Source organism: Amycolatopsis sp. GM8, assembly GCF_021653975.1.
GTDB lineage: Bacteria > Actinomycetota > Actinomycetes > Mycobacteriales > Pseudonocardiaceae > Amycolatopsis_E.
Genome location: NZ_JAJKFK010000001.1, coordinates 437,573 through 459,202, shown reverse-complemented (window position 1 = coordinate 459,202; position 21,630 = coordinate 437,573). Strand labels below are relative to the sequence as shown.

At 70.6% G+C, this 21,630-nt stretch carries 19 protein-coding genes; 8 read left to right on the top strand and 11 right to left on the bottom strand.

From position 1 onward, the window contains the following. Positions 1-138: 138 nt before the first annotated feature. Positions 139-1,029: an LLM class flavin-dependent oxidoreductase gene (locus tag LOZ83_RS02185; protein WP_236788256.1), complete on the bottom strand. Its 891-nt coding sequence runs from the start codon at positions 1,027-1,029 to the stop codon at positions 139-141. Positions 1,030-1,081: 52 nt separating this feature from the next. Between LOZ83_RS02185 and LOZ83_RS02180 the strand changes: the two genes are divergently transcribed. Continuing rightward, positions 1,082-2,107 carry an LLM class flavin-dependent oxidoreductase gene (locus tag LOZ83_RS02180; protein ID WP_236788254.1) on the top strand — a complete coding sequence of 342 codons (1,026 nt, stop codon included), beginning with the start codon at positions 1,082-1,084 and terminating at the stop codon, positions 2,105-2,107. On the opposite strand, the gene LOZ83_RS02175 is transcribed toward LOZ83_RS02180, so the two are convergent. The 5 genes from LOZ83_RS02175 to LOZ83_RS02155 all read right to left on the bottom strand — a co-directional run bounded on the left by LOZ83_RS02175 (position 2,005) and on the right by LOZ83_RS02155 (position 7,336). Then, complete coding sequence (locus LOZ83_RS02175) at positions 2,005-3,291, bottom strand: glycosyltransferase 87 family protein (RefSeq protein ID WP_236788252.1); 1,287 nt, start codon at positions 3,289-3,291, stop codon at positions 2,005-2,007. The two genes, LOZ83_RS02180 and LOZ83_RS02175, sit on opposite strands and share 103 nt — an antisense overlap. A gap of 66 nt (positions 3,292-3,357) precedes the next feature. Next, positions 3,358-4,920: an alpha/beta hydrolase gene (locus LOZ83_RS02170; RefSeq protein ID WP_236788251.1), complete on the bottom strand. Its 1,563-nt coding sequence runs from the start codon at positions 4,918-4,920 to the stop codon at positions 3,358-3,360. 58 nt (positions 4,921-4,978) lie between these two features. Further along, positions 4,979-6,052 (bottom strand): ATP-dependent DNA ligase, encoded by a 1,074-nt coding sequence (locus tag LOZ83_RS02165; RefSeq protein ID WP_374202607.1) that lies wholly within the window; start codon positions 6,050-6,052, stop codon positions 4,979-4,981. A gap of 6 nt (positions 6,053-6,058) precedes the next feature. Next, complete coding sequence (locus LOZ83_RS02160; protein ID WP_236788247.1) at positions 6,059-6,583, bottom strand: GNAT family N-acetyltransferase; 525 nt, start codon at positions 6,581-6,583, stop codon at positions 6,059-6,061. Between the two features lie 9 nt (positions 6,584-6,592). Continuing rightward, complete coding sequence (locus LOZ83_RS02155) at positions 6,593-7,336, bottom strand: pyrimidine reductase family protein (RefSeq protein WP_236788245.1); 744 nt, start codon at positions 7,334-7,336, stop codon at positions 6,593-6,595. A 40-nt stretch (positions 7,337-7,376) separates the two neighbouring features. Here LOZ83_RS02155 and zapE point away from each other — a divergent pair, with 40 nt between their 5' ends. Then, the gene (gene zapE, locus LOZ83_RS02150) at positions 7,377-8,390 is read left to right on the top strand and encodes a cell division protein ZapE (RefSeq protein ID WP_236788243.1); all 1,014 of its coding nucleotides are present in this window, start codon (positions 7,377-7,379) and stop codon (positions 8,388-8,390) included. Here zapE and LOZ83_RS40350 read toward each other — a convergent pair. The 3 genes from LOZ83_RS40350 to LOZ83_RS02135 all read right to left on the bottom strand — a co-directional run bounded on the left by LOZ83_RS40350 (position 8,290) and on the right by LOZ83_RS02135 (position 10,669). Beyond that, positions 8,290-8,874, bottom strand: coding sequence for a phosphatase PAP2 family protein (locus tag LOZ83_RS40350; RefSeq protein WP_236788241.1), 585 nt, complete (start codon positions 8,872-8,874; stop codon positions 8,290-8,292). The genes zapE and LOZ83_RS40350 overlap by 101 nt on opposite strands. 246 nt (positions 8,875-9,120) lie before the next feature. After that, positions 9,121-10,323: an ornithine--oxo-acid transaminase gene (gene rocD / locus LOZ83_RS02140; protein ID WP_236788239.1), complete on the bottom strand. Its 1,203-nt coding sequence runs from the start codon at positions 10,321-10,323 to the stop codon at positions 9,121-9,123. Positions 10,324-10,393: 70 nt separating this feature from the next. Further along, positions 10,394-10,669: a YciI family protein gene (locus tag LOZ83_RS02135; protein ID WP_236788237.1), complete on the bottom strand. Its 276-nt coding sequence runs from the start codon at positions 10,667-10,669 to the stop codon at positions 10,394-10,396. Between the two features lie 70 nt (positions 10,670-10,739). Between LOZ83_RS02135 and LOZ83_RS02130 the strand changes: the two genes are divergently transcribed. The 6 genes from LOZ83_RS02130 (at position 10,740) to LOZ83_RS02105 (ending at position 19,649) form a co-directional block, all read left to right on the top strand. Continuing rightward, complete coding sequence (locus tag LOZ83_RS02130; RefSeq protein ID WP_236788235.1) at positions 10,740-12,803, top strand: S9 family peptidase; 2,064 nt, start codon at positions 10,740-10,742, stop codon at positions 12,801-12,803. Then, on the top strand, positions 12,800-13,750 hold the full coding sequence (locus tag LOZ83_RS02125) for an LLM class F420-dependent oxidoreductase (protein ID WP_236788233.1): 951 nt from the start codon (positions 12,800-12,802) through the stop codon (positions 13,748-13,750). The genes LOZ83_RS02130 and LOZ83_RS02125 overlap by 4 nt, the downstream gene beginning before the upstream one ends. A gap of 316 nt (positions 13,751-14,066) precedes the next feature. Further along, positions 14,067-15,452 carry an aminotransferase class I/II-fold pyridoxal phosphate-dependent enzyme gene (locus tag LOZ83_RS02120; RefSeq protein ID WP_236788231.1) on the top strand — a complete coding sequence of 462 codons (1,386 nt, stop codon included), beginning with the start codon at positions 14,067-14,069 and terminating at the stop codon, positions 15,450-15,452. Further along, positions 15,449-16,729, top strand: coding sequence for a lysine N(6)-hydroxylase/L-ornithine N(5)-oxygenase family protein (locus tag LOZ83_RS02115; RefSeq protein ID WP_236788230.1), 1,281 nt, complete (start codon positions 15,449-15,451; stop codon positions 16,727-16,729). The genes LOZ83_RS02120 and LOZ83_RS02115 overlap by 4 nt, the downstream gene beginning before the upstream one ends. Next, positions 16,726-18,462, top strand: a complete 1,737-nt coding sequence (locus LOZ83_RS02110) for an IucA/IucC family siderophore biosynthesis protein (RefSeq protein ID WP_236788229.1) — start codon at positions 16,726-16,728, stop codon at positions 18,460-18,462. The genes LOZ83_RS02115 and LOZ83_RS02110 overlap by 4 nt, the downstream gene beginning before the upstream one ends. Beyond that, complete coding sequence (locus LOZ83_RS02105; protein ID WP_236788228.1) at positions 18,459-19,649, top strand: glutamine synthetase; 1,191 nt, start codon at positions 18,459-18,461, stop codon at positions 19,647-19,649. The genes LOZ83_RS02110 and LOZ83_RS02105 overlap by 4 nt, the downstream gene beginning before the upstream one ends. Positions 19,650-19,653: 4 nt before the next feature. On the opposite strand, the gene LOZ83_RS02100 is transcribed toward LOZ83_RS02105, so the two are convergent. Both LOZ83_RS02100 and LOZ83_RS02095 read right to left on the bottom strand, forming a co-directional pair. Then, positions 19,654-20,886 (bottom strand): glycosyltransferase 87 family protein, encoded by a 1,233-nt coding sequence (locus tag LOZ83_RS02100; protein ID WP_236788227.1) that lies wholly within the window; start codon positions 20,884-20,886, stop codon positions 19,654-19,656. Positions 20,887-20,954: 68 nt separating this feature from the next. Continuing rightward, the gene (locus tag LOZ83_RS02095; protein ID WP_236788226.1) at positions 20,955-21,560 is read right to left on the bottom strand and encodes a TMEM175 family protein; all 606 of its coding nucleotides are present in this window, start codon (positions 21,558-21,560) and stop codon (positions 20,955-20,957) included. Between the last annotated feature and the right edge of the window lie 70 nt (positions 21,561-21,630).

Here is a 21,630-nt window from a genome sequence, read left to right as displayed (position 1 = left end):
ACACGCTGACGTGGCGGGCGAACACGCTGACGTGGCGGGCCAACTCACCGACGCAGGGAGCCAAAACGTCGACGCGGCGGGCAAACTCACTGACGCAGCGGGCAAACACGCCGGCGCAGGGAGCAAACACGCGGGGGGTCAGGGCACCTGGGGGATGATCTCGGCGGCGAGGCGTTCCATCTGCTCGGCCTGGTCGGCGACCGTGGTGAACAGGATCAGCTCGGCGCCCGCGTCGGCCACTTCCCGCACCCCGCGCACGCACTCCGCCGGGGTACCGGCCACGGCGACGGGCTCCAGCCCGCGCGAGCCGTAGATCATCTCGAGGCCGTCGGACATCTGCTTGCGGGCACGGTCACCGTCGTCGTCCACGGCGATGTAGATCCGCTTCGCGATGGGGAAATCGGCCCGCTCCGCGTGCACGACCCGCACTTGCTCGGCGAACCGCGCGGTCGTGGTGGAGCCCGCGCCGAAGAACCCGTCGCCGAGCCGCACGGCCCGCTTCAGCGCGTTCGGGTGGCTGCCGCCGATCCACACCGGCGGACCCGGCTTCTGGAACGGCTTCGGCTCCATCGGCGACCCGCTCAGCTGCCAGAACCGCCCGTCGATGGTCGTCTCGGGCTCCGTCCACAGCGACCGCATGATGGCGAGCCCCTCGGTGAACCGCGCGACGAGGGCGTCGCCCTGGTGTCCGAAAGCCGGGTGGTACGGGCGCGGCCCGCCGACCCCGATCCCGGCGTCGACCCGGCCGCGGCTGAGCTGGTCCAGGGTGGCGAGGCTCTTCGCCAGCTCGACCGGATTGTGTTGCGGGGTCACGAAAACCGAGCAGCCCACCCGCAATCGCTCGGTGCACGCGGCGGCGTAGGTCATGGTCTCGATCGCGCCGAGGATGGGGCTCTTGCCCAGGACCTGCTCCTGGGTCCACCCGCCGTCGAAGCCGAGGGCCTCGGCGCGCTGGACATACGCGCGGAAAGCCGCGGGGTCGAACTCACCGTCGGCGCTGAACTGCGGAAGTGCGATGGCGTAGCGCATGCCCCGAACCTAGTCGGGAATCCCCGGCCCGGCTGCCCTTGTTGGACTGATCATGAGGCTTTCGGTGCTCGACCGGTCGCGGACCAGGAAAGGTGCGTCCCACGCGGACGCGCTGCGTGCGACCGTCGAGTTCGCCAAGCAGGCGGAAGCCTTGGGCTACCACCGGTTCTGGGTGTCCGAGCACCACAGCGTGCCGGGCGTGGCCGGCTCCGCGCCGACCGTGCTCGCGGCCGCGATCGCCGCCGCGACGGACCACATCCGGGTCGGCACCGGCGGTGTGATGCTGCCCAACCACCAGCCGCTGGTCGTGGCCGAGCAGTTCGGCGTGCTGGAATCGCTGTTCCCGGGCCGGATCGATATGGGGCTCGGCCGGTCCGTCGGGTTCACCGGCGGCGTCCGGCAGGCGCTCGGCCGCGACCGGGAGGACGCCGACAGGTTCGGCGAGCAGGTCCGGGAACTGCTCGGGTTCCTCGACGGCAGCCAGCGGGCGCACCCGGGCGTGCACGCGTACCCTGCCGAGGGGCTGGGTGTCCCGCCGTTCATCCTCGCCACCGGCACGGGCGCCGACCTGGCCGCGGAACTGGGCCTGCCGCTGGTCATCGGCGCCGTGCGCGGCGAGCAGCGGATGCTGGACGCCATCGGCCGTTACCGCGAGAACTTCGTGCCCTCACACTGGTCGCCGTACCCGTACGTGGTCGTCTCGGCGACCGTCGCCGCCGCGGAAACCACCGAAGAAGCCGAGCGGCTGCTGGTGTCCGAGGCGTGGTCGGCGGCGTACTCGCGCACGCACGGCGTGTTCCCGCCGCTGCTGCCCACCGCTGAGGTGCTCGCGCTCGACATGACCGCCAAGGAACGCGAGCTGTTCACCCACGCGATGCGCGATCAGATCCGGGGTACCGGCGACGAAGCGGCGCGCGAGCTGACCGGCCTGGTCGAACGCACGGGCGCCGACGAAGTCCTGCTCTCGACGAGCGGTTACGACCGGAGCGAGTTGCTCGACTCGTACGAACGGCTCGCCGTCAGGCTCCTCAACCGCAGCGCCACGACCACGAACGCCGCGACGGTCAGCCAGATGTAGGCGTTGTGGTACACCACGCCGAGGTGCCGCCACGACGGGAAGGTCAGCACCGAGCTCTCTTCGGACCCGAACAACGTGAGGATCCCGCCGGACACCACGAAGAACGTCACCAGTAACGCGAGCCACGCGCCGACGTTCCACCGCTGCAGCGACGCGTCCAGCAGCCAGATCAGCAGCGCGCCCCACCACACCCAGTGGTGCACCCAGCTGTACGGCGAGATCAGCGTCGTGGCCAGCCCGCACAGCGCCACCGCCAGCAGCTCCTGACGGCCGAACGACAGCCGCCGCGCCAGGTACAGGCAGGCCAGCGCAAGCACCGCGGCCACGAGGAACCACAGGATCTTCCAGCCGCCGTCCAGGCCGACGCTGCGCGCGAACATGCCGCGCAGCGACTCGTTGGACGGGTTCTCCGGCACCCCGACGCGGGTCGGGTCGAAGAACGCGCCGGCCCAGAAGGTCTTCGAGTCGTGCGGCAGCACCAGGAAACCGATGAGTACCGTCGCGGCGAGCGAGGCGGCCGACACCGCGGCCGCCCGGTAACGCCTGGTGAACAGGAAATAGGCGATGAAGAACGCCGGCGTCAGCTTGATGCCGGCCGCGATCCCGGTCAGGATTCCCTTGCCGCGGAAGGAATCCGGCAGCGCCATGTCGACCAGCACGATCGTCATCAGCAGGATGTTGACCTGACCGAACGCCATCGTCTCGCGGATCGGCTCGGACCACAGCAACAGCATGGCGACCGGCAGGCTGAAGATCACCAGCTTCGCGTCGCGCCGGTAGTTCAGCATCGCCAGCGCGGCCCACACGCCGACCGCGAGGAACACGAACCCGCCGATCCCGCCGACGTAGGTGAACGCGTTCCCATCGATCTTCGCGAGCGGCACGAACAGCAGCGCGGAGAACGGCGTGTAGACGAACTCCCATACGCCACGTGTTTCGCCGAGCAGCGGGGTGTCGTAGACCGAGACGCCGTCGAGCACCCGGGCACCGGCGATCTTGTACACGCCGAGGTCCAGCAGGTGCATCATCGAGCCGATGTCGGCGAGCAGTTCCTTGAGGTACCAGCCGCCCGCGAGCGCGCCGAGCACCAGCACGGCCCAGAACGCGGGCGCCGGAATGGTGCGTCTTGCCGGCGGCGAGGGCGGCGGCGCGGCAGCCGGTGCCTCGACGGCGGATGACGACACGGTGACCCCCAGTGTGGGACTTGACCAACGGCGACTGCCAAGCGTAACGGCCTTCGACGGGATCCCCTAGGCGGGGCAGAGCGTGCCGTCCGTCGGCACCTTTCCGTCGACCAGGAACGCCCGCACCGCCTCGCCGACGCACGACGACGACATCGCTCCGTGTCCGACGCCCTGCCACGAGATCCGCACCGCGCTGGTCATCTGTTCGGCGGCCCGCGCTGTGCCGGCCTCCGGCGTCAGCGGGTCGGTTTTCGTGCTCGTCACCAGCACCGGCGGGATGCCGGACACGCCCAGCGACGCGACCGCGCCGCTGCGGCCCGGCCACGGCAGGCACCACAGGAGTCGTTGCGTGACAAGGCCGCCGAACAGCGGGTTGTGCTGGCGCAGCGTGTCGGTCAGCGTGTCGGTCTGGTTGGCCGGCAGCCGGATCGCGCTGTCGTTGCACTCGGTCGCCAGCGCCCCGTCGAGCCGGGACGGCGCGAGCTGCGAGCCGTTGATCATCGGCGCGACGAACGCGGCCAGCTGCGTCGGGTTCCCGGTGCGGGCGGCCTGGATCGCGTCGGCGAGCTCGGGCCAGCGCGCGCGGTTCGCCAGCCCGGCGAGGACCGCGTTCAGTGCGATCCCCGGCGCGAACGGGACGCTGTTCGCCAGCGTGGGCGGCGCCGAACGCAGCTGATCCAGCAGTGACGGCACAGCTTCGGCCGCGTTGGCGCCGAGCGGGCAGCCGCGGGCGACGCAGTCCGCGGTGAACGCGTCGAGGGTGGCCTGCTGGGCGGTGGCGAGGTCGCCGAGCACGGTCGCCTGGTCCGAGGACGGGTCCGGGATGCCGTCGAACACGACCCGCCCGACGCGGCTGGGGTAGCGGTTGGCGTACGCGGTGAGCACGTCCGAGGCTTCGCCGCGGGCGATCGCGTTGAGTTTCGGCACCCCCAGCGCGTCGCGGACCTCGTCGAGGTCGCCCGCGGTGCGCCAGCTGTCCAGTGCCTGCTGGGTCGAGCCGAGTTCGATCGCGCACTGCTGCCCGGCCCGGCGCGCGGCGTCGAGCACGGCCTCCAGGTCACCGCCCGCCGGATCCTGGCTCAGCAGCGCGCCGCGGGCCTCGCCGGGCACACAGCCGACCGGGTCCGAGTCACCGGTGCCCCGCCGGTCGACGCCGATGAGCGAGAACCGTTGCAGCAGCGTCGCCGGCAGCAATGCGGCGAGGTGGGCAGCGTAGAGCGTGCCGGTCTCGCCTTCGATGTCGTTGAGCACCACCAGCGGGATCGGGCCGTCGCCTGCCTTGAGCAGCGCGATGTGTGTCTGCACGCGGCCAGGCAGGTCCGGCGCGTCGAGCACGGACTGCACGTCGGCGCAGCTGAACTTCAGCGTGGCCGGCACCGCGGGCGGATCGAGCCTGCTGCGGGTCTGGTCGCCGCAGTCGGCCCAGTCGACGGACGGCGACTGCGGTTCGGTCAGCGGCGGCAGGGGTACCACCTGCGGCGTGCTCGCGGTGGTCGTCGCCGAGCGCTCGTCGTTCTCCACCACGGCCGGGCGCTGTGACGGTCCCGCGGTGCAGCCGGCGGCCAGGCACGGCACCAGCACGGCGAGCAACAGCAAGGAATGCCGGCGGAGCAAGACGGGTCCCCTCACTTCGATCCACGTTCGGTCCCGACCTTCGCACGTACCGGGTGAGCAGCGGGTAAGCGGGTCAGGGTAGCCGCACCTCGCCCTTGAACACGGCGTCGAGGTCGTATCGGGCGGGCTCGTCGAGCTGTGCGTAGCCGCAGGACGCGGGTTCGCGGTCCGGGCGCCAGCGCGCGAACTGCGCGGTGTGCCGGAACCGTGCGGGATGGCCGCCCTCGGTGTGCTCGTACCCGACTTCGACGACCCGTTCCAGGCGCAGCGGCACCCACGGCTGCTCGGTGCTGCGCCAGCGCGTGATGCCGCCGGGCAGCCGCTGGCCCTCGACGACCGCGTCGCCGAGCCACGGGTGCTCGCCGTCGGTGATCAACTCGGCGAGTTCAATGGCCAGCTCACGGCGTCGCGCTGCCGGGAACGAGCCGACGACGCCGACGTGATGCAGGATCCCGTTGTCGTCGTAGAGGCCGAGCAGGAACGAGCCGACCGACTCCCCGGGTTCGGAGTCGGCATGCCAGCGCAGGCCCGCGACCACGCAGTCGGCGGTGCGGGCGTGCTTGTACTTGGCCATGATCCGCTTGCCCGGCTGGTAGGTCGCGTCCAGCGGTTTGCCGATCACGCCGTCGAGCCCGGCGCCTTCGAAGAGCGTGAACCACTCGCGCGCGATGGCCGGGTCCTGCGTCGCGGGCGTGATGTTGATGCCGGTCAGCTTTTCCAGCCGATCCCGGCGCACGCTCGTCGGTTCGTCCACAAAGGACTCTTCGCCGAGGACGAGCAGGTCGAACGCGACGAACGTGGCGGGCACGCTCTCGGCGAGCATCGTGACGCGGCTCTTGGCGGGGTGGATGCGTTCGGTGAGCAGGTCGAAGTCGAGATGCCCGTCGTGGGCGATGACGAGCTCGCCGTCGAGCACGATCTGTTCGGGCAGCACGGCGCTCAGCCCGGTCAGCACCTCGGGGAAGTACCGGTTGAGCGGTTTACCCGCGCGCGACTGCAGGGTCAGCTCGTCACCGTCGCGGAACACGAGGCAGCGGAACCCGTCCCACTTCGGCTCGAACAGCATCCCGCCGGTGTCCGGGATCTTCTTCACCGGACGTGCCAGCATCGGCTGGACCGGCGGACTCAGCGGCAACATGCAGGTCATTCTGCCTCAGCGAGGCAGGGGGAGCGCGCGTTCGTAGAAGACGAGTTGCCCGTCGACCGGGTCGTGGTAGTCCTCCTGGAAGGTGAAGCCGAGCGACTGGACGAGCCCGATCGACGCCGCGTTGTCGTGCGCGATCGTCACGTAGACCGTCGAGGCGTCGCCCGTCGCGAAGGCCCAGTCGGTCAGCGCGCGGATCGCCTCGGTGGCGACACCGCGCCGCCGGAAGGCGGGCAGCACCTCGTAGCCCAGCTCGACGACCGCCAGCTCGTCCGGCGGATTGTGGAAGCCGACCTCGCCGATGAGCGCGCCGGCCTCCCGCAGCACGATCCCGCGCGAGAGCCACGGCTGGGCGTCCGGCTCGTCGTGGATGGCCTTGAGGTTCTCGCGCGCCGGGATGAGGTCGGCCCATTCCTGGCTGACCTCGACGCCGAGCAGCCCGGCGAGCGCGTCCAGGTCCCGCTCGAGCGTCAGCCGCAGCAGGTTTCCGGTCAGCTCCACCAAGTCCAGGCGCGCGGACCGGATCACGGACATGCGCTCAGACTATGCGCGTTTGCGGTAGCGGAACATGGTGAAGCCGTCCTCGAACAAGATCGACGCGACGTCGAGCCGCCTCGCCTCGCCGGTCCGGCCTTCCGTGATCCGCCCGGCGCCGGCCCCGGCGAGCATCGGGGCGACGGTGAGGCACAGCTGATCCACCAGATCCTCGGCGATGAGCTCGCCGAACAGGTGCGGGCCGCCCTCGCAGTTGATCCGGCACAGACCGCGGGCGTCCAGCTGCTCGAGCGCCGCGCGCGGGTCGATCATCTCGTCGCCGGCGACGAGGACGTCCGCGCCCGCTTCGGCGAGCGCCGCGCGCCGGTCCTCGGGGGCGCTCGCGGTGGTGATCACGATCGGCGGGACGGCGGTGTCGGTGAACAGCGATGAGCCGGGGTCGAGCCGGGCGCTGCCACTGACGACTGCGATCGGCGGCAGCTCGGACAGCCCGAGCCTGCGCCGCCGGGCCTGCCGTTCGGGGTTGGTCCGGGCGCCGCGGTAACCCTCGGCGCGTGCGGTGCCGGCGCCCACCAGCACGACGTCGGCCAGGTCGCGGCCCATCAGGTAGATCCGCTTGTCGGCGGGGTTCGACAGGCCCGCGGACACGTCGTCAAGGGTGGCCGCGCCGTCCGCGGAGGAGACGAAGTTGACCTGCACCCACGGGCGGTCGAGGTCCTCGGGGAAGCCGTAGAGCCGCTCCAGGTCGTCGTCGGTGACGTCGTCGAGTGGGTTCGGCCACAGCATGCGCATGCCGCGGATCGTACTGAGCGTCCACGGATAACCTCGCTTCATGCACCTGACCGACCGCCGCCCGGAGATCGCGGCGGACGAGCTGATCTCCTCGCTCGTACCGCCGCCGCGATTCGACGCCGTCCGGTTCAGCACGTACGTGCCCAACCCGGACGAACCGAGCCAGGCGCAGGCGGTCGAGTCGTGCTCGGCGTTCGCGGCGCGGATCGCCGTGCCGCGGCGGAAATCCCGGTTCCGGCTGTTCGGAAACGCCGGGCCCGCCCCGAAAATGGGGCTGTACCTGGACGGCGGGTTCGGCGTCGGCAAGACGCACCTGCTCGCGTCGACGTGGCACGCGGCGCCGTCGCCCAAGGCGTACGGCACCTTCGTGGAGCTGACGCACCTGGTCGGCGCGCTCGGTTTCGCCGAAGCGGTCCGGCGGTTGTCGGCGCACCGGTTGCTCGCGATCGACGAGTTCGAGCTGGACGATCCCGGCGACACCATGCTGGTCAACCGGCTGCTGCGCGAGCTGACCGACGCGGGCGTGTACGTCGCGGCGACGTCGAACACGTTGCCGGACAAGCTCGGCGAGGGCCGGTTCGCCGCGGACGACTTCCTGCGGGAGATCCAGTCCCTGTCCGCGCGGTTTTCGGTGACGCGGGTGGACGGCCCCGACTACCGGCACCGCGGCCTGCCCGACCCGCCCCCGCCGGTGGACGACGCGACGCTTGCCGCGTCAGCCTCTTCCCAGGAAGATTCTTCGCTCGATGACTTCGATGCGCTGTGCGCGCATCTGGAGAGCCTGCACCCGTCGAAGTACGGCCGGCTGGTCGACGGGGTGTCACTGGTGCATCTGCGGGGGGTGCACGCGGCGCCGGATCAGAACGTCGCGCTGCGGCTGGTGGCGTTCGCGGACCGGCTGTACGACCGGGCGGTTCCGGTGCTCGCGTCGGGGGAGCCGCTTTCGGCGCTGTTCACCGAGGAGATGTTGCAGGGGGGCTACCGGAAGAAGTACCTGCGCGCGGTGAGCCGGCTGACGGCGCTCGCCCGGGATGCGTCGCCAGCGACAGCGTGAGCACGAGGGCGACCGCGGTGGCGGCGCCGCCGATGACGTCGACGGGGTAGTGGTAGCCGATCCCGACGAGCCCGATCCCGGCTGCGGTGGCTATCGCGGCCGCCGCTGTGGCGGCGAGGATCCGTTGCCTGGTGAGGAAAACCAGCACGGTGAGGGTGGTGACGAGGCTGACCGTGTGGCCGCTGGGGTAGGCGAGGTAGTCGTGCAGCGGGTGGTCGAACAGGGGCTTGAGCACCCAGGTGTTGAGTGCGACGGGCCCCGCGGTCCCGGCGAGGCAGAGGGTGAGGTCGGCCCACCTGTGCCGGACCGCGCAAACCCCGGCGGCGAGCGCGATGACGGGGATGAGCACGTACGGCTCGGTCGGCAGCACCAGGATGTCGAGCAGGGTGCTGTGCGCCCCGCCGCCTCGCTGCAGCGCCGCGGGCGGCCACAGGCCGAGCACGAGCGCCACCAGCGCCGCGCTTACCGCGATCCCCACCCTCACCACACCGACCCTATGCGCGCCCCACGCCCCGCGAGTCCGACACTCACGACCGCGAGTCCGACGTTCGCGACGCCGAGTCCGACGCCCGAGACGACGAGTTCGAGGTTTGGGACCGCGAGTCCGACGCCCGCGACGGCGAGTCTGGCGCTTGGGACCGCGAGTCCGACGTCCAGGACCGCGAGTCGTACGCCCGCGACGCCGAACCCGACATCGGCGACGCCGAGACCCGCGGCGCGAATCCGGCACTCAGCGCGTGATCACCTCGGCGATGGCGTCGATCCCGCGGTCCAGGTCCTCCTCGGAGATCACCAGCGGCGGCGCGAGACGCAGCGTCGCGCCGTGCGTTTCCTTGCACAGCACGCCTTTCGCCGCCAGCGCCTCCGAAGCCTCGCGGCCGGAGAGCCCGCCGGGCGTGATGTCGATGCCCGCCCACAGCCCGCGCCCGCGGACCTCTGCCAGGCCGTGTCCGATCAGCTCGCCGAGCCGCGCGTGCAGGTGCGCGCCCAGCCGGGTCGAGCGCTGCTGGAACTCGCCCGTCGCGAGCAGTTTGATCACCGCGCGGCCGACGGCGCACGCGAGTGGGTTGCCGCCGAACGTCGAGCCGTGCTCGCCCGGTTTCAGCACGCTCAGCACGTCCCGCCGCCCGACCACCGCCGACAGCGGCATGATCCCGCCGCCCAGCGCCTTGCCCAGCGTGTACAGGTCCGCCCGCACGTGCTCGTGGTCCAGCGCCAGCAGCGTGCCGGTCCGCGCGAGGCCCGACTGGATCTCGTCCGCGATCAGCAGCACCCGATGCTCGTCGCACAACCGCCGCGCTTCCGCCAGGTAGCCGTCCGGCGGCACGATCACCCCCGCCTCGCCCTGCACCGGCTCGAGCAGCACCGCCGCCGTCCGGTCGGTGATCGCGTCCCGCAACGCCGCCGCATCGCCGTACTTGACGACCATGAACCCCGGCGTGAACGGCCCGAAATGCGCCCGCGCGGTCTCGTCCGTCGAGAACGACACGATCGTCGTGGTGCGGCCGTGGAAGTTCGACCCGGCGACCACGATTTCCGCTGTCCCGTCTGGAATCCCCTTCACCTCGTACGCCCACTTCCGCGCCACCTTCAGCGCCGACTCGACCGCCTCCGCGCCCGAGTTCATCGGCAGCACCATCTGCGTGCCGGTCAGCCCCGCCAACTCCTCGCAGAACAAGCCCAGCTGGTCGTGGTGGAACGCGCGCGACGTCAGCGTGACCCGGCCGAGTTGCTCGACGGCAGCCGCGACCAGGTCCGGGTGGCGGTGGCCGAAGTTCAGCGCCGAGTAGGCGGAGAGGAAGTCCAGGTGCCGCTTGCCCTCGGTGTCGGTGACCCAGGCGCCTTCGCCCTCGGTGATGACCACCGGCAGCGGGTGGTAGTTGTGCGTGCTCCAGCGTTCATCGAGCGCGATGAAGTCTGCGGCGGTCGTCATGCCCATAGGTTAAGAGCTGAAAACAGCATTGATCAGGACAGCTTCGTTGCGCAGTTGGCGCCTGCGGCGGCTAATCGTTGTGCAGGATCTCGTTCCAGCCCAGCACCCGCCACGAGTGCACCACGCCGCCGAGCACGAACGGGTCCTCCTTGGCGAAGTCCTCGGCCGCCTCGCGGGTCGTGAACACCGCCAGCGCGCCGTTGGTCCCGGGATCCTCGAGCGGCCCGATCATCACCAGCACGCCACGCCCGGCGAACTCGCGGATCCGCGCCTGGTGCCCGGGCGCGAACTCGGCACCGCGTTCCGGCGCGCCCGGCGAGGACTCGTAGAACAGGACGTACTTCATGCCGGTCCTCCGCTCGGTGCGGGCACTGTCGCACTCGCCAACATACCGAGCGGTCTGACAGAGTGCGGAGGTGACCGACGAGCTCTCCTTCCTTCGCAAACAGGCCCGGACGCAGCGCTTCACCCTCGGCACACCCAGGGAGTTCCGGGTCGCGCCCGACGGGTCGAGACTGCTGTTCCTGCGGTCGGAGTCCGGCGTCGACCACCGGAACAGCCTGTGGGAGCTGGACCTGGCCACCGGCGCCGAGACGAAGATCGTCGACGCCGTCGAGTTGCTGCCCGGTGAGGAGAATCTGCCCGCCGAGGAACGCGCGCGCCGCGAACGCACCCGCGAGCGGGCGGGCGGTGTCGTCGGCTACGCGACCGACGCCGAGCTGCGCATCGCGGCCTTTTCCTTGTCCGGCAAGCTTTACACGGTCGATCTGGCGACTAGGCGGGTCACCGAGCTCATCGACAGCGCGGTCGTGGACCCGCGGCCGAGCCCGCCGGGCTCGCATGTCGCGTACGTCCGGGACCGGCGGCTGCGCGTGATCGAGCCGGCGACCGGCGAGGACCGGCTCCTGGTCGACGAGGATGGCGAGGACATCGCGTGGGGGCTCGCGGAGTTCATCGCGGGCGAGGAGATGGGCCGCACGCGCGGCTACTGGTGGTCGCCCGACGGCACGAGCCTGCTGGTGGAGCGCAGCGACCGCACCGGCGTCCCGCGCTGGACGATCGCCGACCCGGCGAACCCGGGCACCGCCGCCGGCACGGTCGCCTATCCCGCCGCGGGTACGCGGAACGTCGAGGTGTCGCTCGCGATCGTGAGCCTCGACGGCACGCGCGTGGACGTCCAGCGCGGCGACTGGGAGTACCTCGCCGCGGTGCACTGGTCCGCAGGCGGGCCACCGCTGCTCGGTGTGCAGAGCCGGGACCAGCGCAGGTTCGAGATCCACTCGGTCGACCCGGTGACCGGGGCGACGAAGCTGCTGCACGCGGAGACCGATCCGACGTGGGTCGAGATCGTGCCGGGCGCGCCCGCCTGGACGAGCGACGGGCGGCTCGTGCACGTCAGCGCGGCTGACGGGGCGTACCGGCTGATCGTCGACGGGGTGCCCGTGACGGGGCCGGAGCTGCAGGTGCGCTCGGTGCTCGACGTCGCCGACGAGGTGCTGTTCAGCGCTTCGGACGCCGACTCGACGCAGATCCACGTCTACCGCACCGGGCCGGTCACCCGTCTGTCCACTTCGGACGGTGTGCACGTCGGCGCGGGTTCGGCGGCGGTGGCGGTGCTGTCGTCGTGGAGCCTGGCGCACAGCGGGCCGAAGGTTTCGGTGCTGCGCGACGGCCCGGCGGTGGAAGTCCGGTCGTATCCCGAGGATCCGGGTATCGAACCGCGGCCGATCTGGCTCACCGCGGGGAAACGCGAGTTGCGGGCGGCGCTGCTGTTGCCCGCCGGGTACGAGCCGGGCACGAAGCTGCCGGTGCTGCTCGACCCGTACGGCGGGCCGCACGCCCAGCGCGTGCTGCACAGCCGTAACGCGTTCCTGGCCTCGCAATGGTTCGCCGACCAGGGTTTCGCGGTGCTGATCGCGGACGGCCGTGGCACGCCGGGGCGCGGGCCCGCGTGGGAAAGGGAGGTCTCGCGCGAGCTGGCGAGCGTGACGCTGGCCGATCAGGTGGACGCGCTGCACGCGGTCGCGGCCGAGCATCCCGAGCTGGACCTTGCGCGCGTCGCGATCCGCGGCTGGTCGTACGGCGGGTACCTGTCCGCGCTCGCGGTGCTGCGGCGCCCGGACGTGTTCCGCGCGGCGGTCGCCGGGGCGCCGGTCACGGACTGGACGCTGTACGACACCCATTACACCGAGCGGTATCTGGGCACGCCGCAGGACGATCCGGCGGCGTATGAACGGAATTCGCTGCTCGCCGGCGCGCACGACCTGGAGCGCGCTTTGCTGATCGTGCACGGTCTCGCCGACGACAACGTGTTCGCCGCGCACTCGCTGCGGCTGTCGTCGGCGCTGCTCGCGGCCGGCCGGGCGCACACGTTCCTGCCGCTGGTCGGGACCACGCACATGACCCCGCAGGACGAGGACGTCGCGGAGAACCTGATGCGCGTCCAGGTGGACTGGTTGAAGAAGGAGTTGAACGCGTGAAGCGCTGGGGTATCACGATCCCGCTGACCGGGGTGCCGCTGATGGAGCACCGCGAGCTGATCGAGCAGCTGCCCGACCTCGGGTACACCGACGCGTGGTCCATGGAGACCGCCGGCACCGACGCGTTTTCGCCGCTGGTGCTCGCGTCGCAGTGGGCGCCGCGGCTGCGGCTGGGCACCGCGATCGTGCCCGTGTACACGCGCGGCCCCGGCCTGATCGCGATGAGCGCGGCGACGCTCGCCGAGGTGGCGCCGGAGCGGTTCGTGCTGGGCATCGGCACTTCGTCGCCGGTGGTCGTGTCGAACTGGAACGCGGCCGAGTTCGTGGAGCCGTACCGGCGGACCCGTGACACGCTGCGGTTTCTGCGGTCCGCGCTGGCGGGGGAGAAGGTGACCGAGGAGTATCCGACGTTCTCGGTGAGCAGGTTCAAGCTGGAGCGGGTGCCGGAGGTGGCGCCGCGGATCATGCTCGCCGCGCTGCGGCCGGGGATGCTCCGGCTGGCCGCGAAGGAAGCGGACGGCGCGATCACGAACTGGCTCGCGGCGTCGGACGTGCCGCGGGTGCGCGCCGAGGTCGGGCCGGATGTCGAGCTGGTGGCGCGGATCTTCGTGTGTCCCACGGAGGATGCCGAGGCGGCGCGGGCGCTCGGGCGGTTGATGATCAGTAGTTATCTGACCGTGCCGGTGTACGCGGCGTTCCACGAGTGGCTCGGCCGGGGCGAGGCGCTGGCGAAGATGCACGAGCTGTGGGCGGCCGGGGATCGCAAGGGCGCGAACGCCGCGATCCCGGATGCCGTGGTGGACGACCTGATCGTGCACGGGAGCCCCGAGGCCTGCCGCGAGCGCCTGGAGTCCTATGTGGACAATGGGCTGACGACGCCGGTCATCGCCCTGGTTCGCACCGGCGAGGACCCGGCCAAGCAGGTGGTCGCCCTCGCCCCGCGCTGAGCCCGGCGAGTCCGACGCTTGAGACCGCGAGTCCGACGTTAGGGACGGCGAGTCCGACGTTGGGGACGGCGAGTTCGACGCTTGCGGCCGCAGAACGTGGCCGAGCATGTCGCCAGTGTCCGACTCGCCGTCGTGAGTGTCGGACTCGCGGTTCTGAGTGTCGGACTCGGCGTCGTGGGTGTCGGACTCGCGGGGTGCCACTCGGATGGGGCGGTTGCAGTGGGGCACTTTTGTGGGAAAGTGCGCCGGAGGTGGTGCCCTGGCAGGACGGTGTCCGTATCGTGGCTTAGCGTAGGCTTACCTAAGGGAGTGATCAATGGGAGACTCGACCGCGCTGGCCGGCGGACGACAGGGACACGAGCGGCTCGCGGAGCTGATTCCGTTGGTACTGCGGGGATTGGCGGTGGGCACGGCCGAGCGGGCGACACCCGGGCCGGCCGGTGGGCCCGCTCCCGTCGCGGCGAGCGTGGCCGCGCTCGAACCCCTCGTCCCGGCCCGCGGGGTCGGCGCCGAGCAAGCGCTTTCAGAGCTGAGCACGCTGCTGGCCGCCGGCTCGGTCGATCCCGCGGATCCGTGGTGCGCCGCGCATCTGCACTGCCCGCCGCTCGCGATCGGGGTCGCCGCGGACGTCGCCGCCGGCGCGCTGAACCCGTCGATGGACTCGTGGGACCAGGCCCCGGTCGCGAGTGAACTCGAACGCTCCTTCCTCGGCGCGATCGCGCGCCTGTGCTATCCGAAAGCGCTCACTCCGGACGCCGTCGTCACCACCGGCGGCACCGAGTCCAACCTGCTCGGGCTTCTCCTTGCCCGCGAACAGAACACGAGCGTGCAGCCGGTTTGCGGCCGCAACGCGCACCACAGCGTCGCGCGCGCCGCCTGGTTACTCGGCCTGCCCGCGCCTGTCATCGTCGACTGCGACCGTGCGGGCATGAACCCGGCGGCGCTGGACGCGGTGCTGCGCGAAGCGGGCCCGGCCGTGGTCGTCGCGACCGCCGGCACCACCGACACCGGGGACATCGACCCGCTCCGCGACCTCGTCCAGGTCTGCCGCCGCCACGGCGCACGGTTGCACGTCGACGCGTCGTACGGCGGTTTGGTCTTGTGCAGCACCAAGTTGCGGCCGCTGCTGGATGGGCTCGACGAGGCCGACTCGGTCGCGCTCGACCTGCACAAGTTCGGCTGGCAGCCGGTCGCCGCGGGCTTGTTCGCCAGCAAGGAGTCCGCGGACCTGAAAGCGCTTACCGTCCGGGCCGAGTACCTCAACGCCGAGGACGACACCGAAGCCGGTTTCCCCGATCTGCTCGGGCGCTCGATCCGCACCTCGCGCCGCCCGGACGCGTTCCGGATGGCCGTCACGATGCGGGCTCTGGGTATCGAAGGCATCGGTGAGCTGGTGGAACGCTGCTGTGCCACCGCGCGCGAGGTCGCGGACGCCGTCCGGCGGCACCCCGCGCTGGACCTGTGGGGTGACCCCGCACTGTCCACTGTGCTCTTCCGGCCGCGGTTCGGTGACGTCGCCCGCGTGCGCCGCACGCTGCTGGAGTCCGGCACGGCGATCATCGGGCGGGCGACGATGCCGCCGGGCGAGGTCTGGCTCAAGCTCACCTTGCTGCACCCGCACGCCACGGCCGCCGAATATCTCGGTCTGCTTGACGCGACCGTTGCGGCCGCCAGTGCACCGGAAGGCGCGGTCGCCTCGTGACGCTGGATCTCGCCGGGGCCGGGATCGGACCGTTCAACCTGTCGCTCGCCGCGCTCGCCGACCCGGTGCCGGATCTGGACGTCGCGATGTTCGAGCGCCGCAAGGAGTTCCGCTGGCATCCCGGGTTGCTCATCGAAGGTGCGACGATCCAGGTGCCGTTCCTCGCCGACCTCGTCACGCTCGCCGATCCGACCAGTGAACTGTCCTTTTTGAACTACCTGCGCGAGCATGACCGACTCCTCCCGTTCTATTTCGCCGAGAAGTTCCACATCGCGCGCACGGAGTACGACGACTACTGCCGCTGGGCCGCCGAACGGCTCAGCAGCTGTCACTTCGGCGTCGAGATCACTGCGGTCGACTGGCGTGAAAGCGCTTTCCACCTGTCTACCAGCGAGGGTGAAACCATCGCCACGCGTAATGTCGTGCTCGGCGTCGGCACTTCACCGTTGGTGCCGGAACCGTTGCGCTCCTTGGCTTCCGACCCGGCGGCGCTCGTCGTGCACTCCGCGGACTACCTCGCCGAGCGAGAACGGCTGCTGGCCGCGCCGAGCGTCACGGTCGTCGGCTCGGGGCAGTCGGGCGCGGAGGTTTTCCTCGACCTGTTGCGGCACCGGACCCGCCCGGACGGGTTGCGGTGGATCGCGCGCACGGTGTCGTTCGCGCCGATGGAGTACTCGAAGCTCGGGCTGGAGCAGTTCACCCCGGACTACACGACGTTCTTCCACGGCCTCGGCGAGTCCACACGCGACAGTCTTGTTCCCGCGCAATGGCAGCTGTACAAAGGAATCGACAGCGGGACAATCGCCGAGATCCACGATGAACTGTACCGGCGGAGCATCGGGGGCAGGTGGCCCGAAGTCACCATGACGCCCGGCGTCGAGGTGGTCTCGGCTTCCTCGGACGGGAACCGGATCGCGCTCGGGTTGCGCCACCGGCAGCAGGGTACGAGCGCGGTCTGGCACACCGACGCCGTCGTTTCCGCCACCGGCTACACGGAAACTTCGCTCGAACGGCTGCTCGGCCCGCTCGCCGATCGCATGATCACGGACGGGCAGGGGCGCCCCGTCGTCGAGCGGGACTACCGGCTCCGGCTCGACGGCGTCGCCGGGTCGGTCTACGTGCAGAACGCGGAACGGCACACGCACGGGGTCGGCGCGCCGGATCTGGGGCTCGGGGCCTGGCGCGCGGCGTCGATCATCAACTCGGTGTGCGGCCGCGAGGTCTACCGCCTGCCGCCGCGCACGGCGTTCACCACATTCGGGTTGGAGGACTCATGAGCGACCAGGCTTGGCGCGCGGCCGGTGCGCTGATCGTGCACAAGATGCTCGGCGAACTGTCCTACGAAGGGCTGTTCGAGCCCGAGCCCACCGAAAACGGCTGGCGGCTGCACCTGCCCGACGATGTGGTCTACGAGTTCCAGGCCCGCCGGGGCGCGTTCGACTCGTGGACCGTCGCGCCGGGAACGGCTACCCGGCAGGGAATTCCGGCCGATGATCCGCGCACTCTCATCGTGGACGCGCGCAGCACGCTCGGCCTGTCCGGATTGCGGCTGGCGGATGTGTTGTCGGAACTCACTTCCACGGTCGCGAACGAAGCCGCCCGCCTCGAGCACGCGCCGAGCGCGGCGGAACTGTCCACGATGGACTACAACGTGGCGGACGGGAAGCTGACCGGCCATCCGCGTATCGTCGTCAACAAGGGTAGGGTCGGATTTTCCTTGCGGGACAGGGAGAACTACGCGCCCGAGGCGGGGAAGCCGTTCCCGATCCGGTGGTTCGCCGTGCACCGCGCGCACGCGCGGTTCCGGTCCATCGCGGATCTGGACGAGGAAACGCTGCTGCGACAGGAACTGGACGCCGACCAGTTCGCCGAATTCCAGGAAAAGGCCAACCCAGCCGAGTATGTGTTCGTGCCGGTTCATCCCTGGCAGGCGGACGAGATCATCGGCACCCTCTACGCCGGTGAGCTCGCGACCGGCATACTGATCGACCTCGGCGAAAGCCACGACGAGTACCGTCCACATCAGACGGTCCGCACGCTGGCGAACATGACCACTCCCGGCCGGCACGACGTGAAGACCGCCGTGTCGGTGCGCAACACGCTCGTCTACCGCGGCTTGGCCTCCGCGGCGACGCTCGCCGCGCCCGCGGTCACGACCTGGCTCAAGCGGCTCGACGCCCAAGATCCGTTGCTGTCGCGGGAATACCGGTTCGAGCTGCTCGGTGAGGTGGCGAGCGTGTCCGTGCGCCATCCGATCTTCGGCGCACTCGAAGAGCTGCCCTACCGGTTCCACGAAACCCTCGGCGCGCTCTGGCGAGAACCCCTTTCCGCCAAGCTGGCCGACGGTGAGCAGGCGCTTTCATTCGCGGCCCTGACCTATCGTGATCCCGAGGGCAACGCCGTGCTCACTGAGCTGATCCGGCGCAGCGGCCTCGAAACCGAGGAGTGGTGCGTAAGGATCTTCGATCTCCTGCTGACCCCGCTGCTGCAGTGGTTGCTGCGCTACGGCGTCGGATTCTGTCCGCACGGCCAGAACCTGATCCTCATCGTGGACGACCAGGGGTGCCCGCTGCGCGTCGCGATCAAGGACTTCGCGCAGGGCGTGGACCTGCTCGACGAGGACCTGGACTGCTACCGGCTGCTTGACCCGGAGGCGGAAATGCTGCGCTGGCCGGCACATCTGCTCGCGCAGTCCCTGTTCAGCTCGGTGTTCTCGGGGCAGCTGCGGTTCTGGGCGGAGATCCTGTTCGACGATCTCGGCTTCCCGCGGCCCCGGTTCTGGGCGCTGGTCCGTGACGTCGTTACCCGCTACCGCAAGGAAAATCCCGACGTCGCGGCACGGTTCGACGCGTGCCGCCTGTTCGCGCCGGACGTGGAGCGGGTCACGCTGAACCGGGAACACCTGGCAGGCGGTGGGTTCGACAAGGTCGAGCGGGACGACGAGTTCGACGTCCGCTGGGGACGGGTGCCCAATCCCTTGCACAGCCCCGATCCCGGCGGTGCGTGGTGAGTACGCTGCCGGACGACGCGTCGCACGTTCTGTTGCTGGTGCCGGATCCGCACGCGCGGTTCGCGGCCGTCGAGCTGTCCCGGGACTTCGTCGACGAGGAAGTGCTCGAAAACGGCTACGGCATGTGCACCTATGTTTTCGCCTGGACTCCCGAGCGAGAACCCGTCGAGACGCTGTCACGCTATCTCGGCGGTTACGGGGACTTACGGATGCGACCCGACTTCGCGCGCGTGACACCGGTCGAGGACGGTGTGTACGCGGTCGTGTGCGATGTCGAATGGCCCAGCGGCGAGCCCGTGCGCGTCGCCCCGAGGCAGGTGCTGACCGACGAGCTGCGGGCCTTGGCGGAACTGGGTTTCGTGCCGTCCGTGGGCATCGAGCACGAGGTGACATTCCTCGACGGCGGGGAACCGCTGACCGCACATGGAGTCGACTACGCGGTCGGTGGCACCGAGCGGTTACGGCCGCTACTCAAGGACCTGCGCGCGAAACTGGCACCGCTTCGCGTCGAGTCCGCGCGCGGGGAATGCCATCCGGGACAGTACGAAATCGTGCTGCGGCACCGGGATGCGCTCGCCGCGTGCGACGACGCCATGCTGCAGCAGCTCATCGTGCGCGCCACCGCCGCCGAACACGGCGTGACCGCGAGCTATCTCGCCGCGCCGCGGACCGGCCAGGGCAACTCCTGTCACGTGCACCTTTCCTTGACGCCGCCCACGCCGGAAGCGTTCCTGGCCGGCGTGCTGCGGGAGGCCAGGGCGCTCACCGCGATCTGGGCGCCGACCTGGAACAGCTACGTGCGGCTGCGCACGGGCCCGTTCTCGCCGCGCTCGATCCGTTGGGGCACAGACGATCGGACCGCTTCGGTGCGCATCGCGGGGCATGGCGCCGGGCGACGGCTGGAGTTCCGCTTCGCGGGCGCGGACGCGCAGGTGCATCTCGTGGTCGCGGCGCTGCTCGCGGCGGGCCGGGCCGGGATCGAGGACGGGCTGACCCCGCCGCCCGAGGGCGAGGAAGTGGGCACCCTGTGCGCCACCCCGTGGGAAGCGCTCGCCGCGCTGGAGGACAGCAAGGTGCTCGGCGCGGAACTGCTCGAACAGCAAACCGCCTTGCTGCGTGCGGAAATCGACGCGGGCTGTGACGCGGTGACGGACTGGCAGCGCCGCCGCGGCGCGCTACGGGCCTAGCCGGTCAGCGATTGACCGCCTCGACCGGCTGCTCCAGCGGCGGCAGCAGCACCGGCTCCGGCCGGCGTAGGCGCGGGATGGCGAACGCGAGCAGCAGCGCGACCCCGACCAGCGGATACGTCGCCGCCGACAGCTGCTGCAGCCACTCCCAGTGGACGTGCACGACCGGGAAGTCGGTGTCCGGCAACTGGTGGAACGGCGCGAGGTAGAAGAACGTCGCGGTCAGCGCGGCCCACGCGAACCACGCCGCCGCCAGCCACGACCGTTCCCAGACCCGCCGCGCGCCGTAGGCGAGCAGCACCAGTAGCGCCGGCGCGACCCACACGTAGTAGTGCGACCACGAGGTCGGCGAGACGAGCAGCGTCAGCCCGGCGTTCGCCATCAGCGCGAGCGCGGGACCGGCCTGGCGCATCGCCAGCGCGACCACCCCGACCAGCGCGATGATCAGGACGATCCACACGGCCTTCTCGGCCGCGCCCGACAGCCCGGTGCGGACGATGACCGCCTCGATTGTCTGGTTTGTCTTGAACGCTGTCCCGCTGACGCCGCCGCCGGACAGGCCGCCCTTGAACCAGTACTGGACCGACGCATGGAAGTCGACGATGAACCCGATGCCCGCGGCGGCGGCGAACGTGATGCCCGCCCGCGCCGCGGACCGGTAGTCCTTACGGATCAAGAAGAACAGCACGAACGCGGCGGGCGTGAGCTTCAGCGCGGCGGCCAGGCCGATACCGAACCCGCGCGGCCACAACGTCTTCCCGGCGAGGCAGTCGATCGCCACCAGCGCCATCATGATCAGGCTGACCTGCCCGAACTGGTAGGTCTGGCTGACCGGCTCCAGGAACACGGTCAGCGGCAGCCCGATCGAGGCCACGATGATCCCGCCGGTGCGGCCCAGCGGCGGCCACGCGACGCGCGACACCAGGTACAGCGTGAGGGCCAGGCAGATCGTGCTCAGCACGTAGAGCGTGACGACGGCGGCGTCCCACGGCAGCAGGACCAGCGGGCTGAGCACGAGCACCGCGAACGGCGGGTACACGAACGGCAGTTCCGCGCCGTTCGCGACCGGGGGCAGCGTGCCGTACAGGCTGTGATCGTCCCACCAGGCCTGGACCCCGTAGCGGTAGACCTCCAGGTCGATCTGCGGCCGCGTCGGCATGGCGCTGAACATCCCGCGGAACGCGAAGAACAGCCACACAGCGCACAGCACGGGGATGACCCATAGGTGTTTACGCATCGTCCGACACTTTAGGGGGTGGTGTCCGGACCGCGGGCTTCGGTGCTGCCGGGTGTGGTCGCCCGCACTCAGCCGTCGCGGCCGTAGCGGATCCGGGCGATCTGCGGCGGCACCGCAAGCAGTAGCAGCACGTAGTAGCTGGCCGCCGGCACCAGCAGCACCAGGACGAACCCGACGACCAGCGCGAGCGTGCTGCCGACGGAGTCCATCCGCCACCGGTCGGTGATCCCGCCGGGATGCGCAGTCAGTTCCGGGTTCCCGCGGATCAGCAGCAGCATCGCCGACAGCATCGCGCTGCTGAACAGGGTCGCGCCGACGTAGAGCACCGTCGTGAAATGGTCGGTGCCGAACGCGCCGATCATCTCGGTCGGGAACGGCAGCGCGGCGATCGACAGCAGCCAGATCAGGTTCAGCCACAGCAGCGCCCGGTTGTAGGCGCGGACCTGCCCGAACAGCTTGTGGTGCGCCAGCCACTGCCGGCCGATCACCACGAAACTGAGCAGGAAGCTGTAGAACTGCCACTGGTGCTCGGTGAACGCGTCGACCGGCCGGCCGTTGCTCGCGACCAGCTCCGGCACGATGTCGACCAGCGGCAGCACGAGCAGAGTGAGCGCGATGGCGACCACGGCGTCGGAGAAGAACACGAGCCGCTCGGGCGATTGTTCCGTTTTCATGGTCCCCCTCAGGCCGGTTGCGGCGGCAATCTATCGGTACGGCCGCGCGGGCGGGCAGCCCAGTGCTTCG